The 15,958-nt window shown below is 60.5% G+C and carries 16 protein-coding genes; 8 read left to right on the forward strand and 8 right to left on the reverse strand.

Annotated features, from left to right (window positions below):
- Positions 1–2: 2 nt before the first annotated feature.
- The gene (locus ACQUTG_RS15235) at positions 3–1,076 is read left to right on the forward strand and encodes an ABC transporter ATP-binding protein (RefSeq protein ID WP_428920223.1); all 1,074 of its coding nucleotides are present in this window, start codon (positions 3–5) and stop codon (positions 1,074–1,076) included.
- Between the two features lie 6 nt (positions 1,077–1,082).
- Here the strand turns inward: ACQUTG_RS15235 and glpK are convergent, their stop codons facing one another.
- The 3 genes from glpK to ACQUTG_RS15250 form a co-directional block, all read right to left on the reverse strand.
- Positions 1,083–2,564 (reverse strand): glycerol kinase GlpK, encoded by a 1,482-nt coding sequence (gene glpK / locus ACQUTG_RS15240; RefSeq protein WP_428920224.1) that lies wholly within the window; start codon positions 2,562–2,564, stop codon positions 1,083–1,085.
- A 260-nt stretch (positions 2,565–2,824) separates the two neighbouring features.
- Positions 2,825–4,399, reverse strand: coding sequence for an ATP-binding protein (locus ACQUTG_RS15245; protein WP_428920225.1), 1,575 nt, complete (start codon positions 4,397–4,399; stop codon positions 2,825–2,827).
- 69 nt (positions 4,400–4,468) lie between these two features.
- Positions 4,469–5,206: a response regulator gene (locus tag ACQUTG_RS15250; protein WP_428920226.1), complete on the reverse strand. Its 738-nt coding sequence runs from the start codon at positions 5,204–5,206 to the stop codon at positions 4,469–4,471.
- Between the two features lie 237 nt (positions 5,207–5,443).
- Here ACQUTG_RS15250 and ACQUTG_RS15255 point away from each other — a divergent pair, with 237 nt between their 5' ends.
- Entirely contained in the window at positions 5,444–6,205 is a 762-nt protein-coding gene (locus ACQUTG_RS15255) for a GNAT family N-acetyltransferase (protein WP_428920227.1), read from the forward strand.
- A gap of 19 nt (positions 6,206–6,224) precedes the next feature.
- Positions 6,225–7,043, forward strand: a complete 819-nt coding sequence (locus tag ACQUTG_RS15260; protein WP_428920228.1) for a lysophospholipid acyltransferase family protein — start codon at positions 6,225–6,227, stop codon at positions 7,041–7,043.
- Here the strand turns inward: ACQUTG_RS15260 and ACQUTG_RS15265 are convergent.
- The 4 genes from ACQUTG_RS15265 to ACQUTG_RS15280 form a co-directional block, all read right to left on the reverse strand.
- A complete protein-coding gene (locus ACQUTG_RS15265) occupies positions 7,003–7,473 on the reverse strand; it encodes an FKBP-type peptidyl-prolyl cis-trans isomerase (RefSeq protein ID WP_428920229.1) in 471 nt (156 codons plus the stop codon). The genes ACQUTG_RS15260 and ACQUTG_RS15265 overlap by 41 nt on opposite strands.
- Complete coding sequence (locus ACQUTG_RS15270) at positions 7,473–9,680, reverse strand: acetyl-CoA hydrolase/transferase C-terminal domain-containing protein (protein ID WP_428920230.1); 2,208 nt, start codon at positions 9,678–9,680, stop codon at positions 7,473–7,475. The genes ACQUTG_RS15265 and ACQUTG_RS15270 overlap by 1 nt, the downstream gene beginning before the upstream one ends.
- Before the next feature lie 174 nt (positions 9,681–9,854).
- Positions 9,855–10,181, reverse strand: coding sequence for a hypothetical protein (locus tag ACQUTG_RS15275; protein WP_428920231.1), 327 nt, complete (start codon positions 10,179–10,181; stop codon positions 9,855–9,857).
- A gap of 222 nt (positions 10,182–10,403) precedes the next feature.
- Positions 10,404–11,441 (reverse strand): NADP(H)-dependent aldo-keto reductase, encoded by a 1,038-nt coding sequence (locus tag ACQUTG_RS15280; RefSeq protein WP_428920232.1) that lies wholly within the window; start codon positions 11,439–11,441, stop codon positions 10,404–10,406.
- 114 nt (positions 11,442–11,555) lie between these two features.
- Between ACQUTG_RS15280 and ACQUTG_RS15285 the strand changes: the two genes are divergently transcribed.
- Together ACQUTG_RS15285 and ACQUTG_RS15290 are read left to right on the forward strand one after the other, a co-directional pair.
- Entirely contained in the window at positions 11,556–12,776 is a 1,221-nt protein-coding gene (locus tag ACQUTG_RS15285; RefSeq protein ID WP_428920233.1) for a glycosyltransferase family 4 protein, read from the forward strand.
- A complete protein-coding gene (locus ACQUTG_RS15290; RefSeq protein WP_428920234.1) occupies positions 12,742–13,314 on the forward strand; it encodes a phosphatase PAP2 family protein in 573 nt (190 codons plus the stop codon). Before ACQUTG_RS15285 ends, ACQUTG_RS15290 begins: the two co-directional genes overlap by 35 nt.
- On the opposite strand, the gene dinB is transcribed toward ACQUTG_RS15290, so the two are convergent.
- The gene (dinB, locus tag ACQUTG_RS15295; RefSeq protein ID WP_428920354.1) at positions 13,315–14,379 is read right to left on the reverse strand and encodes a DNA polymerase IV; all 1,065 of its coding nucleotides are present in this window, start codon (positions 14,377–14,379) and stop codon (positions 13,315–13,317) included.
- A 116-nt stretch (positions 14,380–14,495) separates the two neighbouring features.
- On the opposite strand from dinB, the gene ACQUTG_RS15300 reads away from it, so the two are divergent.
- From ACQUTG_RS15300 to minC, 3 genes are read left to right on the forward strand one after another with little or no spacing between them, the layout of a single operon-like run.
- A complete protein-coding gene (locus ACQUTG_RS15300) occupies positions 14,496–14,774 on the forward strand; it encodes a DUF1244 domain-containing protein (protein WP_428920235.1) in 279 nt (92 codons plus the stop codon).
- Complete coding sequence (locus ACQUTG_RS15305) at positions 14,774–15,154, forward strand: HopJ type III effector protein (RefSeq protein WP_428920236.1); 381 nt, start codon at positions 14,774–14,776, stop codon at positions 15,152–15,154. Before ACQUTG_RS15300 ends, ACQUTG_RS15305 begins: the two co-directional genes overlap by 1 nt.
- Complete coding sequence (gene minC / locus ACQUTG_RS15310) at positions 15,151–15,897, forward strand: septum site-determining protein MinC (protein WP_428920237.1); 747 nt, start codon at positions 15,151–15,153, stop codon at positions 15,895–15,897. The genes ACQUTG_RS15305 and minC overlap by 4 nt, the downstream gene beginning before the upstream one ends.
- Positions 15,898–15,958 lie beyond the last annotated feature (61 nt).

Here is a 15,958-nt window from a genome sequence, read left to right on the forward strand (position 1 = left end):
CTATGGGTTTGCCCGCTTCCCCCGCCGGGGACTGGTTACTTGAAGTCAACAACCTTTCCTGCGGCTACGGTGCTGACTCCGTGGTCAAGGGGGTCAATTTCGCGCTCAGCCATGGCGATATCGGCTGCCTGCTTGGCCCCAGCGGCTGTGGCAAGAGCACCATCCTGCGGGCACTGGCCGGCTTTCTGCCCCTGAACAGCGGCGAGATTCGTCTGGAATCACAGACCATCAGCCTTCCCGGTCGCACCCTGGCACCGGAAAAGCGCCGGATCGGTATGGTGTTCCAGGACTACGCCCTGTTTCCGCACCTGACCATTGCCGATAACGTCGGCTTTGGCCTGAAGGGCATGAGCAAGGCGGAACAGCGCCAAAAAGTCATGGAACTTCTGGAAGTGGTGCATCTTCAGGACCTGGCAGACAGCTACCCCCACGAACTCTCGGGTGGTCAGCAGCAACGGGTAGCACTGGCCAGGGCGCTGGCGCCAGAGCCGACCCTGATCCTGCTGGATGAGCCCTTTTCCAACCTGGACGCGGACCTGCGCCGTCGCCTGAGCCTGGATGTACGCGAAATTCTCAAGACCCTTGGCATCAGTGCCATCCTGGTGACCCATGACCAGCAGGAAGCCTTTGCCATGTGTGATCAGGTCGCGGTACTGAAAGGTGGCGAGCTGCTCCAGTGGGATGTGCCCTATAACCTGTACCACGAGCCGGCGAACCGGTTTGTGGCCAGTTTCGTCGGCCAGGGCGGGTTCATACCGGGCAAGGCCCTGGGGCCAGACACCATCGAGTCAGAGCTGGGTATCATCCACGGCAACCGGGCTTATAAGTGGGAACCGGGCACGCTGGTGGATGTGCTGATCCGGCCGGACGACATCGTCTACGACGAAGCCTCGGACCTGCGCCCGAAAGTGGTGGAAAAGACCTTTGCCGGTACCTCGACCCTATACCGTTTCCGCTGTTCCGAGGAAACCGAATTCGAAGCCCTGTTCCGGAGCCATCTGGACTTCCACCTCGGTGAGCAGGTGCCGGTCCGGGTCGAAGCCGACCACCTGATTGCCTTCGAACGCACAGGCTGAGGCTTCTCAGCGGTTACACACCCGGTCAACCGCATCCAGCCAGCCGGCGTACAGTGACTCCCGCAGAGACGGCCTCATGTCGGAACGGAACTGTCGCTCGCACTCCCAGAGACGGGAAATCTCCTCCAGACTGCTGTAGACGCCGGTCTGCAAACCGGCCAGGTAGGCGGCGCCAAGGGCAGTGGTTTCGGTAATCCGGGGCCGGTCCACGGTGACATTGAGAATGTCCGCCAGGAACTGCATGACCCAGTCGTTCACTGCCATGCCGCCGTCCACCCGCAGCGATTCCAGGCGGGCACCGTCATTCTGGATCGCCCGCACCAGATCCTTGGTCTGGTAGCACACGGACTGAAGCCCTGCCGTCACAATCTCCCCGATGCCGGTATCACGGGTCAGCCCCATGATCGCCCCGCGGGCGTGGGGATCCCAGTGGGGGGCACCCAGGCCCGTGAAAGCCGGAACCAGATAAACCGCGTTCTCCACCCCCACACGCTCCGCATGAGCCAGGGACTCGCCGGCATCACCAATCAGGCCGAGACCGTCCCGCAACCACTGCATTGCGGCCCCGGCCACGAAAATACTGCCCTCCACCGCATAGGTTGGCTTCCCGTCCAGCCGGTACGACATGGTGGTCAATAACCGGTTCTCGGACCGCAGCGCCCTGTCGCCGGTATTCAGCATCAGGAAGCAACCCGTGCCGTAGGTGCTCTTGGCCATGCCCGGCTCAAAGCAGGCCTGGCCGATCAGGGCGGCATGCTGGTCGCCGGCAATACCCGCCACCTGAAGCTCGGCGCCCAACCACTCCCTATCGGTTGTGCCATAATCCGCAGCGCAGTCCAGCACCTCGGGCAGCAGTTGACGTGGCACGCGGAACAGGTCCAGCAGGGTGTCGTCCCAGCTCTGGGTGTGGATATTGAACAGAGCGGTGCGGGAGGCATTGGTGGCATCGGTGTAATGGGAGCGGCCACCGGTCAGGTTCCAGAGCAGCCAGCTGTCCACCGTCCCGAAGGCAAGCTCGCCAGCTTCCGCCCGCTGCCGGGCCCCTTCAACATGATCGAGGATCCAGGAAATCTTGGTGGCGGAAAAGTAGGGATCAATCACCAGGCCCGTCCGCTCCACCACCACATTCTCAAAGTCATCCTCCTTGAGCTTGGTACACCAGGAGGCGGTTCGGCGATCCTGCCAGACAATGGCGTGGTGGATGGGCTTTCCGGTCGCCCGTTCCCAGATAACCGTGGTCTCGCGCTGGTTAGTGATCCCGATGCCTGCAACCTCTGTCGCGTTGATCCCTGCCTTTTCCAGAGCAGCGCGACAGACAGTCAGGGTGCTGTCCCAGATTTCAAGCGCATCGTGCTCGACCCAGCCGTCACGGGGAAAGTACTGGTGGAACTCCTGCTGGGCCACGCCCACGATGGTACCGGATGGATCGAAGATAATCGCGCGCGAGCTGGTGGTTCCCTGGTCAATCGCAAGCAGGTAGCGGGTCATGGCAAGCCTCCTTTGTTTTCCGCAAGTCTACCAGCAGAAACCATTGAAGGAGAGGCGCAGGGACCGGAAACGGGAGGAAGGGCATAAAAAAAGGGCCGGAAAAACCGGCCCTTAAATGACGAATGAAACAAGGAAAGTTCGTAAGAACTACAACCTCAAAAGTCATCCCTTACACTTTTAATTATGGGCATCCGGGGAAACACCGTCAGTTGGCGTTATGTAGCAGCTTTGTTACATCAGGTGAGGCAGTGAGGCCTGGTTCACAAAACAGAGTCCGCCGGCTTCCGCCTCGGCCAGACCAGGCTGAAGCGCGCACCGCCGAGCTCCTCGCTCCGGCTGACAAAGGCCTGACCACCATGCCAGTAGAGGATTCGGCGAACAATGGACAAGCCCAGACCATAGCCGCCGGAGGTCCGTGTCCGGCTGTCGTCGAGCCGGGCAAACGCGGTAAAGACCTTTTCCCAGTCTTCCTCGGGAACCCCCGGGCCGTCATCCTCCACATCCACCCGGCAGTTGTCCTCATCAATCCGGCAACGAACCAGCACGCGGCCGTTGGCATAACGTCCGGCATTACCCACCAGATTCTGGATCGCCCTGTGGATGTACCTTGGTTCGATATCCGACAGGGAACAACGCTCAGTGTCTTCGTCTATATCACTCTCGATGGTGAGGCTTGGGCGAATCAACCGCTGCTCGGACACCACCTGGCGCACAACCTCCGTTACCGAGTGCTCCCGCAACGAGAACACCGGTCCTCCCTGCTCCAGACGGGCATAGGTAAGAATCTCGTCGATCAGCTCATCCAGCTCCTGGATGTCGCCATCAATCCCCTCCAGTTGCTTCTGCAGCATGTCCTGATCCTGACAATCCTCGATCATCTGGACCCCGAAACGGATCCGGGCCACCGGTGTACGCAGTTCATGGGAGACGGCATGGATCATTTCCCGCTGAACCTGCACCAGGCGCTGGATATGCTCTGCCATCCCGTTGAAGGCCGCTGCTAGGCGGCTCACCAGGGTGCCGGTGCCTGTGTCCACGCGCGCTCCCATCTCACCCCGGGCAATCCGGATGGCAACCGATTCCACCTGCCGAAGATTGTTGTCCACGGCCTTGATCGCCAACCACAGAGCCAGCGCCAGAACGCCGCCAACGAGTAATACCAGGAGAGTGATCACCGGCCATCCATAGGGCGAGAACGGCCCGGGCAGCCCCACATTCACCAGGGCGCCGTCACTCAGTCTCAACAAGGCGTCGCGCCGATTTCCGTGTTCCGGGCCGTACAACACCACATCCTGCTCGGTAATCTGCTGCAACACCGGATCGGTGGGCAACATCCCGGCCTCATCCAACCAGGCGATGGACACTCCCAGGTGACTGGCCAGGCGTACTGCCATGTCCTCCCGCCCTGCCCTGTTCACCGACTCCAGGTGCCAGCTCACAACCAGAGCCAGAGCCCTGGAAACACCCAGGTATGGCTCCTCAAAGCGCATCTGAAGGATCGTCCCGGCCGGGGTCTCGACCATCAGCCGGAAGCCAATCGGAGCTTCTTCCGCTACGACCTGTCCATAGCTCAGGCGCTCGCGGATCACCGGCGACAATTCCATTTCTTCGGGGGGGAGGTTTTTCAGGTTATACCAGGCAGCCAGCCAGTGATACTGCTGCTCCGGGGACGGTGTCGCGGCCAGCCACCGCATCAGCGGCTCGGGAAAGCGCTCCAGCCAGAACTGATGCCGGACCGAATTGAGGCCATTGAACAGAACAATGCACAGGAGAACGACCAGTGCGGCCACACCGGCAAGACGGGCGTACAGTTTGAGGAAAAGCTTCAGGGACATGTCAGGAATCCTGGCAGGCCGGTCCCACACCCCTTACTGCCCGGGGAATCGGAGCCGGCAACAGGAACGTCAGGCTTCCTTCACAAACAGGTAGCCTTTGCTGCGAACGGTCTTGATCCGACGCGGATGGATGGGATCATCACCGATTTTCGGACGGATCCGCGACACCCGGACGTCAATGGAGCGATCCTGACCATCGTATTCAATGCCCCGGAGGGCGGTAAAGATCTCTTCACGGCTCAGCACGCGACCGGCGTTACTGGCCAGCAACCAGAGCAGGTCGAATTCAGCGCTGGTCAGGTCAATGCTCTGGTCATTGAGCCAGGCTTCCCGCATGGAGCGGTCCACGATCAGGTCATTGAACTGGAGTCGAACGGGCTCTTCACCGCCCGCATCTTCACCACCACCCTGACCGGCCTCGGTTACCCGTCTCAGCATGGCACGGATACGGGCCAGCAGGACCCGGGGCTTGACCGGCTTGCTGATGTAGTCGTCGGCGCCCATCTCCAGCCCGAGAACCTGGTCCAGGTCATCGGTACGGGCAGTGAGCATGATGATCGGGCCGTTATAGAACGGACGGACCTTGCGACAGACCGACAGGCCATCTTCACCGGGCAACATCAGGTCCAGAACCACCAGATCCGGCTGCTCGCTGCGGATCCGCTCAACAGCAGCCGAACCGTTTGCCTCAAGGCTTACGATCAGTCCGTTGCTTTCAAGATATTCACGGGTCAGCTCTGCGAGCCGTTCGTCGTCCTCAACAATGAGAATTCGCCAACTTTCGTTCGTCTGTTCCACGCCATCCATCTCTGGTTTTGTTATTCCGGTTTCGGGTGCTTACAACCCCTGACAATACAGGCAACCTGCTGTAACAGCAATTATACATGCAATTCAGAAATATACATGGAAGCGCCTCGCCGTTACACCCCGTGACAAATGGGCCCGCACGGACAACGCCTGTCATATAGCGGTCATTGGACAGTCACCCCAATGTCACAGCCGGTTCATAGCCTTGTCGGTAAATGGACACAAAGAGACCACGCCATGACCGCTCAAACCGCGAAAGCCCGGCAAGGCTCACGACAGCTCAAGACCGCTATCACCCGTGACCCGGCAACAATCGAGCAGGCCCAGCGCCTTCGTTACGAGGTTTTCTCCGCAGAATACGGCAGTGACCTCGGCGCTACCACACCCGGCATTGACGCCGACGCCTACGATCCCCTCTGCGATCATCTGATCGTGACCGACAGCCGGACCGGCAACCTGATTGCCACCACCCGGGTATTGCCCCAGAGCCGGATCAGGGACGTCAGTGAATTCTACTCATCGGGGGAATTCGACCTCTCCGCCCTGGCCTCTCTGCCCGGCAGCATGGCCGAACTGGGTCGAACCTGTGTCCATCCCGACTACCGTAACGGAGCCACCATCAGCCTGCTCTGGGCGACCCTGGCGGAGTACCTGATCAAGCATCGTATCGACTACCTGATTGGCTGCGCCAGCATCGGCATGTCCGACGGCGGCCACAAGGCTTGGCGCATCGCCAATCACCTGCAGGACACTTACCTGGCCAACGAGTCTTTCCGGGTCACACCGCTGCGGGAACTGCCGCACCTGACAAACACCCCGACCACGGACCGGCCCGTCGATGTTCCACCGCTGATCCGCGCCTACATGCGGCTGGGCGCGAGGGTCTGCGGTGCGCCCTGCTGGGATCCGGAATTCCGGTGTGCTGATCTGCTGGTGCTGCTTGAAGTGGACAGACTGGCCGCCCGCTACAGCCGCCATTTCATGGGCAGGGCGTCGTGAGCCGGGTAGCACCACTCTGATGATCGGCTCACTGCGGCTGGCTATTCGCCTGGCCACTTTCACCCTGTTTCTGGCGGCCATTGCCCTCCTCGCCCTGGCACTCAGGATCGGGGATGTCATTAGCGGGAAGCAACTGGACCGCACGCCCTGGGCAGGCCGGTGTTTCCGTGGCGCCTGCCGTTGCCTGGGTCTGCACATACGCTGGCATGGGCCGGCACCACAGGCCAACTCTCTGGTGGTCAGCAACCATATCAGCTGGTGCGACATTCCGATCCTCGGTGGGCTTGCACAAGTACGATTCCTGTCCAAGGCCGAGGTGGCGGAATGGCCGCTGATCGGCTGGCTGGCCAGACAGGCCGGCACTCTGTTCATTCGGCGCGGAGGCGGTCAGGCGCGTCAGGTGAAGTCCACCATCCGGTCTGCCCTGGCGTCCGGGGAATCCGTGCTGATCTTCCCGGAGGGTACAACCAGTGCCGGCCTCACTGTCCTCCCCTTTCACGGGTTGTTACTGGGCGCCGCGCGGGAGGCAAACGTGATGATCCAGCCGGCGACCATCTGCTACCGGCGGGACGGCCGTCCGGACCATGTGGCTCCGTTTGTTGGCGACGATACCTTCCATGGTCATCTGGTGAGATTGCTCAGAAATCCGCCCTCCCGGGTGGACGTTCTGTTCCATGAGCCGCTGGCAACCACGGGTGACCTCAAGTCATCGGAACTGGCCGGCCAGCTTCAGGAGACAGTCCTCGATGGTTTACGCCTGTTGCACGCCGGCGAGGCAGATCCGGGAATGGAGGCTGTCAGAACAGGGGCCGCCCCTGGGCTATCTCGTCTTCGGTAGCCTCACGGCGGCCGACAATTTCCAGATCGAAATACAGGGTAAAACCGGCCAGGGGATGGTTGGCATCCACCTTCACCAGATTGCCGTCTATACCCACCACCTGGACTACCTGGGCTTCATCACCGGTATTGGTCTGAAATTTCATGCCGACCTGGAGATTCTCCACGCCCTCGAACAAAGAGCGTGGAACCTTGCGCACCAGATCTTCCCGATGCTCGCCATAAGCCATGGCGGGCGGAATGGTCACTTCCAGGCAATCCCCGACATTTCTGTCCTTCACGGCTTCCTGGATGCCCTTGATGATTTCGGGGCTGCCATAGACAAAGTGCAGGGGCTCACTCCCCTCGGAGGTGTCGACGAGCTCCCCGGCCTTGTTTTTCAGGACGTAGTGAACGGTAAAGACATCGGGTTTGGTATCGGGTACTTGCATCAGGTTTTCGAACTTCCTGTATCCGGTGGTGTTTCAAGCTGGTGCAGGCCGTGAATAACAAGTCGCTGGTCCAGTTTTTCCCGCAAGCCACGGGGGTTCTGCAGCCCCATTCGCTTCAGAAGGTGCTGGTAGCGCTCTTCCTCATCACTGGCCCGGACAGCCTGCCAAAGGGTCGACAGTTTACCACGGCGGGTGGCCGTTGCGGCCTTGAGGCCTTTAAGGGCTTTCCCTAACGTCAGCTCCTCGTCCGTGAAGTCCCGGCCGAACGGGAAGGCGGGGAACCAATCACCGGTTCCGGCTGCGGCGAGCGCCGAGCGCACGGCCTGTGGCGTGTTATTGCACCAGGAAGCCGGCAAGCTGAAAGAAGGATCCACCTTGCCAGCCTTCTGGGCCAGCGTGAGCAGCTCCTGCTGGAACCTCGAGTCGGCGATGCGGATCAGGCGCAGATAGACCTGTTCGTCAGACAGCCCACGCAGATCCGCGATGCCATATTCGGTCACCACAATGTCCCGCAGGTGGCGGGGTATGGTGCAGTGGGCGTAGTTGAAGACAATATTGGAGAGCGTTTTGCCTTTCGATTTCCGGGTGGCCCTCATCGTCAGTATCGAGCGGGCTCCGGGCAACTCGTGGGCCATGGCCACAAAGTTGTATTGTCCGCCCACGCCGCTGACTACCCTGCCATCGTCCAGACCGTCAGAGACCGCCGCCCCGTTCAGGGTATACATCATCGCCGAATTGATGAAACGGCCATGACTGCGCTGCGCCACTTTCAGTCTCTGGTCGCCGAAGGGGTGGTCGTAGAGCTGGTTAATGAAGTTGACGCTGGTCATGCAGATGCGTTCCCGCTCGGCTTTAGGCATCTCCCGGAGCGACTGGTAGAAATTTTCCGGGCCTACATAGAAGCCCCCGTGCATGGTGATGCCGCCTTTCAGGTGCTCGCCAAGCATCACGGTTTCGATTGCCTGCCGGGTTTCGGGGCTGTCCAGATCGCCGTCCACCGACTGCTCCGAAGCCGTCAGGCGGCCTCCCTTGAACTCGACCCGGGGACTGAAAATCCCCCAACTCACCAGCCAGTTCACATCCCGTGCCCGCAGCGGGGAATCAATCAGCCCGGACTCGCGCAGCGTGTCCAACATGGCGAGGCTCGGTGTGGTATTGATCTCGCCCCGATTGATCAGCTCCTGCAGGCCGGCATGGTGATAAACCGCCCGGGACAGGATGCCGGCCTCCATCAGGTACAGGAAGCCGTCCACCATCATTTCGCTGCAACCATAGAGCCCTTCATCAAACCGACCGTAGCCGCCAATCTCATGCACCACAGGAAACTCGTCACTGACCCGGAGATGGTCGAAAACCGCCCGCCATGCCTCGTTGTGTTGATGGCGGAGAATGGCGCTGTGCACCAGAGCCGCGCCCAGGGACCCGATACCGACCTGCAAGGTGCCGCCATCCTTCAGCAGGCAACTGGCATAGAACCCGATCAGGTGGTCTTCGGGGCTGATCGCCATCTGTGGCGCGGAGAAGAGCGGATAATCGGTCGACGGCTGATCCAGAACCAGATCAAAACGACTTTCCTCGATCTCTGCATGGTGGCCCATGAACGGGAGGTTGGCGTTCAGCTCCGCAACCAGCGCCACCGGTGTCCCCCCGGCTTCCAGTTCTCGCAACCGGGGAATGAGATCCAGGGTCAGATCCGGGTTGCAGCTGAGGCTCACCTTGCCGGGAGCGTCGACGTTGTCGCCTGGCGACACCATTTGTGCCACAACATTCACGCCCTGGCCCATCAGATCCCGAACGGCATGCGTGTAATTGCTGCACACGTAATGCCGTTGCTGCGAGCGATTGTTGAGAAAGGAGCCGGCCTTGAAGAAGAACTCGGATACGGTGACGTTTTCCGGCAATCGGTTCTTGGTCACGTCCCGGGCGTAGGTCAGTTCCGGTATCCGACCATAAAGCCGATCGGCAAAGGGCCCCATGAACCGCTGCTCCAGGGAGGAGCTACCCTTCGGCGCGAGAAGCGACAAAGCGGTGACGATGTGCAGCCGGATTTCCGGGTCCTGCTTCGCCCTCTCATACATCGCGTTCACGAAGCGGACCGGCTTGCCCAGCCCCAGGGGAAGGCCGAGGGTTATCTCCTTGCCGACCCGGCGAATCACCTCATCCACACAGGCATCCACGTCTTGCAGGCGTTGACTGCTTTCCGACATCACCAAGCTCCTTCTTGTTCTCCGGACCACAACGGGGTTATAGGCAGATAATCACACGGGAGGGCCGCCCAGACAATGCGCCAGATCAGTAACCAGACTAGTTGGAGATGGAAAGGAGGGACAGACGGGGAAGGTAAAGACAGGGCAACCGGAAATTTCAGGCGCGCTTCAGAGTCAGAAGTTCCACTTCAGATTGAGGCAGGCGCCCTCATTCAGCAGGGCGATACCATGGTCCGCCTGCGCAGGATCGGACGCGTATTGCTTATCGTCCGGACGGGACCTGGTAAGCGAGAGACTGAGCAGTCGGGAGCCGATTTCGGTGATAGCCTCGGAACTGTCATCCTCGAAGTTTCCCACCATCCGCTCCTGAATCTGATAGAGCTCCTGAACGGTGTTCACCGGCTCCGGATCCTCGCCAAAAGGACGCTCCGCTGCATCGGCGCGGACGACAAAGGCGACGAGATTGAGGGCAAGCAGGGCGACAAAAATGCGAATAATCATGACACTGACAAAGACCTGTAAACCGGGATAAATAATGTTCGATGACCTAGGCTAAAGTCTAATGAATGATCCCGGAAAAGATGTGACTTTGCACACAATCACGCCGACTTTTTGTCAATTTTTAGCCTCTTTTTTGTCAAAAAATAATCCCTGATTTTTCAGAATGTAAACGCAGCCTCGAGCTCTGCCCGAGCCCGAAGCTGGCGTTGCCTGAATCGAGAGTCAGGGACAGGGGTAGGTAAAGTCCCGGTGGATCTCCTCGATTGCCTCCAGAATCTGCTCGCCCAGTGTGATGTTGGCAGAGCCGATGTTCTCCCGAAGCTGGTCCATCGTCGTTGCGCCAATGATGTTGCTGGTGACGAAGCTCCGGCTATTCACATAGGCAAGGGCCAGCTCTGTCGGCGTCAGATCGTTCTGGCGGGCCAGCTCGACATAGGCGCGGGTTGCATCCATGCCACGATCCGACGTATACCGGCTGAAGCGTTCATAGAGCGTGAGCCGCCCCTTCTCCGGCCACTTTCCGCCGAGATACTTGCCCGACAGCATGCCAAAAGCCAGGGGCGAATAGGCCAGCAGGCCGGTCTGCTCACGATGGGCGAACTCCGCCAGCCCCAACTCGAACGAACGGTTCAGAAGGTTATAGGGATTCTGGATACTGGCCACCCGGGGCCAGTCTTTTTCCCGGGACAGGCGCAGGTACTCGGAGGTCCCCCAGGGCGTCTCGTTGGACAGACCGATATGACGCACCTTTCCTTCCCGGACCAGTTCATCCAGCGCTGACAGGGTTTCTTCGATCGGCGTGGCGTCTTCATCCTGCTTGTGGACATAGCCGAGCTTGCCGAAGAAGTTGGCGTTCCGGTCCGGCCAGTGCACCTGATAAAGATCGATGTAATCCGTCTGCAAGCGCTTGAGGCTGTCCTCGCAGGCCTGACGAATATGGTCCCGGGTCAGTCGCGGGCCGTTGCGCAGATAGCTCAGGCCATTGCCCGGCCCTGCCACCTTCGAGGCAATCACCAGATCGTCCCGGCGGCCGCGCCGGGCCAGCCAGTTGCCCAGGTAGGTTTCCGTCAGACCCTGGGTCTCCGGTTTCGGCGGCACCGGGTACATTTCCGCCGCGTCGATGAAGTTGATTCCCTCACCCGTCGCATAATCCAGTTGTTCGAAGGCTTCCTGCTCGGTGTTCTGCTCGCCCCAGGTCATGGTGCCGAGGCAGATCAGGCTCACATCAATGTCGGTATTACCTAACTTTCGCGTCTGCATATCGTCTCCGATTCAGTTCATTGCACGGGTAAAGGGAATGTCACGGGAGTGTCGCATAACTGTCATGCGCGCTTCCCATAGTGAACACATGTAAGAGGAACCACAGGAAGCACCGTGACCCAGACCACCCAGCCCAACCGGCGCCAGCAACACATTACCATTGTTTCCGAGACTTTTCCGCCGGAAATCAATGGCGTGGCCAATACGCTGAGACATCTGTGCCAGGGGCTGATGCAGCGGGGCCACCGGGTGAGCGTGGTCAGGCCCCGGCAGCGTCACGAGCTCACCGGCTCCGTGGCCAGCGCCGGGGATGCCCTGTTCAATGAAGAGGTCGTGGTTACGGGACTGCCACTGCCCGGCTATGCCGACCTCCGTTTCGGCATCAGCAGTTCCCGTCGGCTGACGCGCCTGTGGAAGGAGGAACGCCCGGATGCGGTCTACGTTGCTACCCAGGGGCCTCTGGGGGTGGCGGCCGTCAGCGCGGCAAGACGGATCGGCATCCCGGTCAGTTCGGGTTTTCACACCAACTTCCACCAGTACAGCCGCTACTACGGCATCGGAGCCCTGGAACGGGTGCTTTGCGCCTACGGCCGCTGGTTCCACAACCGCACAGACGTAACTCTCGTGCCTACCCGCAAGATGCAGCGGGCGACCCGTGCCATGGGGATTCCGGCCACCGGCCTGTGGAGCCGGGGCATTGACTGTCACCGGTTCTCCCCCCACAAGCGGGATAACGAGCTACGCAGACAATGGGGGCTGGCGCCGAACGACCGGGCGGTGATCTATGTTGGCCGCCTGGCCCCGGAGAAAAACCTCCGACTGGCTGTGGCCTGCTACGAAAGGATCCGGGGCCTTCACCCCAATTCCCGGTTCATTCTCGTAGGCGACGGCCCTTTGCGCCGGGAACTGAGCGAACGTCATCCCGAGTACCTGTTCTGCGGTATCCGGCGAGGTGAGGAGCTGACGAAATTCTATGCATCCGGCGATCTGTTTCTGTTCCCGAGCAAAACCGACACTTTCGGCAACGTGGTACTGGAAGCTATGGCCAGCGGCCTCGGGGTAGTGGCGTTTGACGATGGCGCGGCCAGCGAACACATCCGGAACGAGGAGAACGGATTAAAAGTCGACCTCAAGGATGATGAGGGCTTTGTCGACTGCGCCCTGAGACTGGCCGACCAGCCGACGCTGCTTGGCCGCCTGCGCAACCAGGCCCGACTCGATGCACTGGAACTCAACTGGTCAGCCCAGATCGAACAGTTCGAACAGCTGGTCCTGAATCCGGATAACAAGGCGGGATACCATGCCATCAACAAGCAAAGCATCTCGATTCTTTGAGCGGGCCGACCAGCGGGAATACCTGCTGTGCCAGGCCATCAACCGATCGGTCCGGTTCCGGCCGGTGCTGGGCTATTTCAGCACCGTCAGCCGGTTGGGGGATGGCTGGTTCTGGTATGCACTGATCCTGTCACTACCACTGCTTGAACCGGCTGCAGGACCCGGCCTGGCCCTGCTGATGGCCATAACCGGCCTGACCTGCACAATCACCTACAAGCTGCTTAAGCGCTGGCTGATCCGGGAACGGCCGTTCATATCCTTCCCGTCCATCAACTGCGGCACGCCACCCCTGGATCGCTACAGTTTCCCCTCCGGCCATACCCTCCATGCCGTCTGCTTCCAGGTCATGCTGTTGGCCGAGCTGCCGGGACTGGCGCTGTACATCCTGCCTTTCACCCTGAGCGTTGCCGCCTCGCGGGTGGTTCTGGGCCTGCATTATCCCACAGACGTGATTGCCGGCGCGCTGATCGGGGGCACTATCGGTTACCTGTCAGTCCACCAGCTATTGGGGGCGGCCAAGGCAATAATCACCGGCTGATCAGTCGAACAACCTGAGCTGGGTCACCGGCGCATCATCATTGCGGAACCGCACCCCCACCCCGAGCAACCGGACTGGCCGGTCCGTATTGGTGACCAACTCATCCAGCAGAGGCTGATAATCGGCAACCTCGGGCTCGGCCACGTGCTCACGGACCCGCTCCAGGGAATGGGTGGAAAAATCACTGTAACGGATCTTGATAAACAACTTGTGAATCGGCTTGTTGCGGCCCTTGCGGCTGAGCCGTAAGTTGAGGTCTGCCACCAGTGCGGGCATGACCGACTCGCAGGCGTTCTTGTCCGGCAAATCCCGGGAAAAGGTACGCTCGACACTCACCGACTTGGCGATGCGGGACACCACCACCGGCCGGTCGTCCCGGCCATGGGCCATCTCGTGCAGGCGATAGCCCTGTTTGCCAAACCGGTCCAGCAGGACATCCGCTCCCAGCGCCTGCATGTCACCGCAGGTCTTTACACCAAGGGCATGGAGCTTGGCGGCGGTCACCTGCCCCACCCCGAACAGCTTTTCCACCGGAAGGTCACGGACAAACTCCTGTACCCGGTCCGGGGTGATGACAAAAAGGCCGTCGGGTTTCTCCCAGTCGCTGGCAATCTTGGCGAGGAACTTGTTGGGCGCCACCCCGGCGGAAACCGTAATGCCCACTTCCCGGTGGATGCGCTCCCTGAGATAACGGGCCATGAGAGTACCGCTGCCCTTGTGGTCGGCAACATCCGAGACATCCAGAAAGGCCTCATCCAGGGACAGGGGTTCCACCAGGTCGGTCAGCTCCCGCAGGATATCCATCACCTGCCGGGAGACCGCCCGGTACTTGCCCATGTCCGGCGGCACCGTCACCAGGCCGGGACACAGCCGGCGGGCTTCGCTACCAGGCATGGCCGAGCGGACCCCGAAGGCGCGGGCCCGGTAATTACAGGTGGTTACCACGCCCCGACCACCCTCGCCGCCCACGGCCAGGGGAACATCCCGCAGACCGGGATCGTCTCGCATTTCCACGGCGGCGTAAAAGCAATCACAATCCACATGGATGATCTTGCGCTGGGGCATGGTCAGGGGGCTCGCGTCCACAATCTGTACATATATACAGCCTTGTATATTACGCTAACATGCCGAGAATGTCAGGGAACCCCAATAACACTAGCCAGGACTACCGCGAGGGCTCCATGAGCAACCCGATCCCCGAATCCGAACGCACTGAAATTGAAGCGGCGGCCTTTCGCCGTCTGGTCAAGCATCTGCGGGACAACACCGAGGTGCAGAATATCGATCTGATGAACCTGGCCGGGTTCTGCCGGAACTGCCTGTCAAAATGGTATCGGGCCGAGGCCGAGGACCGCGGTTTCGAGATTTCCGATCCGGACGCCCGGGAAGAAATCTACGGCATGCCCTATGAGGAATGGAAAGACCGCTACCAGGTCGGCCCGAAGCAGGATCACAAGTAATGAACGTGAACGAGGCGGTGCGAATCCATCTGGCAGCGCTGGAGGCCGGCCGTAGCGATTTCGATGACACCCTGGCGCTGATCGAACGCTACTTCGAGTACCAGCCGACCGGTTTTTACAACGGCCCGCTGTTCAACGCCGCCGGAGAGAACGCCGGTTCCTGCCGGGTGTTCGGGCTCGGCCGCCACTGCAATCTCGGTGAATCCGAAACCCTGCGCCTGTTTGCCCAGCATTACCAGCAGGTTCTGGATGAACCCGCCGGTGACAGCCACGGCAATATCCGTCAGTTCATCAGCACCGGCTGGTCCGGCATCCGCTTTGAAGGCGAACCACTGCGACCTCACACTGCGCCCGATACCAAGGAAGAGACACCTTCATGACCGATACCGCCAGCACCGGGGTACAACAGAGTTTCCAGTTCAAGAGCGCGAACGTCTCACTGACAGCCCTTGAGCTCTATTACTTCGATAACGATGAGTTCGAGGCCAACCTCCGGGAGAAGATCAACCAGGCCCCGGGGTTTTTCAAGGATATCCCGCTGATCATCAGCCTGGAGAAGTATGAGGGTCTGGACAGCGAACTGGACTTCTTCAAGATCATCGGTACCTGCCGCCGGCACAACATCCAGGTGATCGGCGTGCGTGGCGGGAATGAGGACCAACGCCGGCTGGCCCGGGGGGCGTCACTGGCACTGCTGCCGGGCTCCGGCCAGCGGGAAAAACCCCAGGAACCGGAGGCGGCTACCGAACCCGAGAGCGAAACGCAGACCGGGCAGCCCACCGGCCCGGCACCGGCCCGGATCATCAACCATCCAGTCCGTTCGGGCCAACAGGTCCATGCCCCGGAAGGCGACGTGATCGTGCTCGGACCGGTTCAGGCCGGGGCGGAAATCCTGGCGGCCGGCAACATCCATGTCTACGGCCCGCTTCGGGGCCGTGCACTGGCCGGAATCCACGGCGGCGAATCCGCCCGGATTTTCTGCCAGTCACTGGAAGCAGAGCTTGTGTCCATCGCCGGACACTATAAAATCTCCGAAGATCTTCAGGACAACGGCTGGAAAAACGCTGTGCAGATCCAGCTCAGGGACGACCTGCTGGTGGTAACGCCACTGGACAAGGCCTGATGTTTACATCCAACAATAACGACCAAGAAGACACGACGAATCCACCGCGAAACAGGAACTG

Origin of the sequence: Marinobacter sp. DUT-1, from assembly GCF_050379415.1 — a bacterium.
Taxonomy (GTDB): Bacteria; Pseudomonadota; Gammaproteobacteria; order Pseudomonadales; family Oleiphilaceae; genus Marinobacter.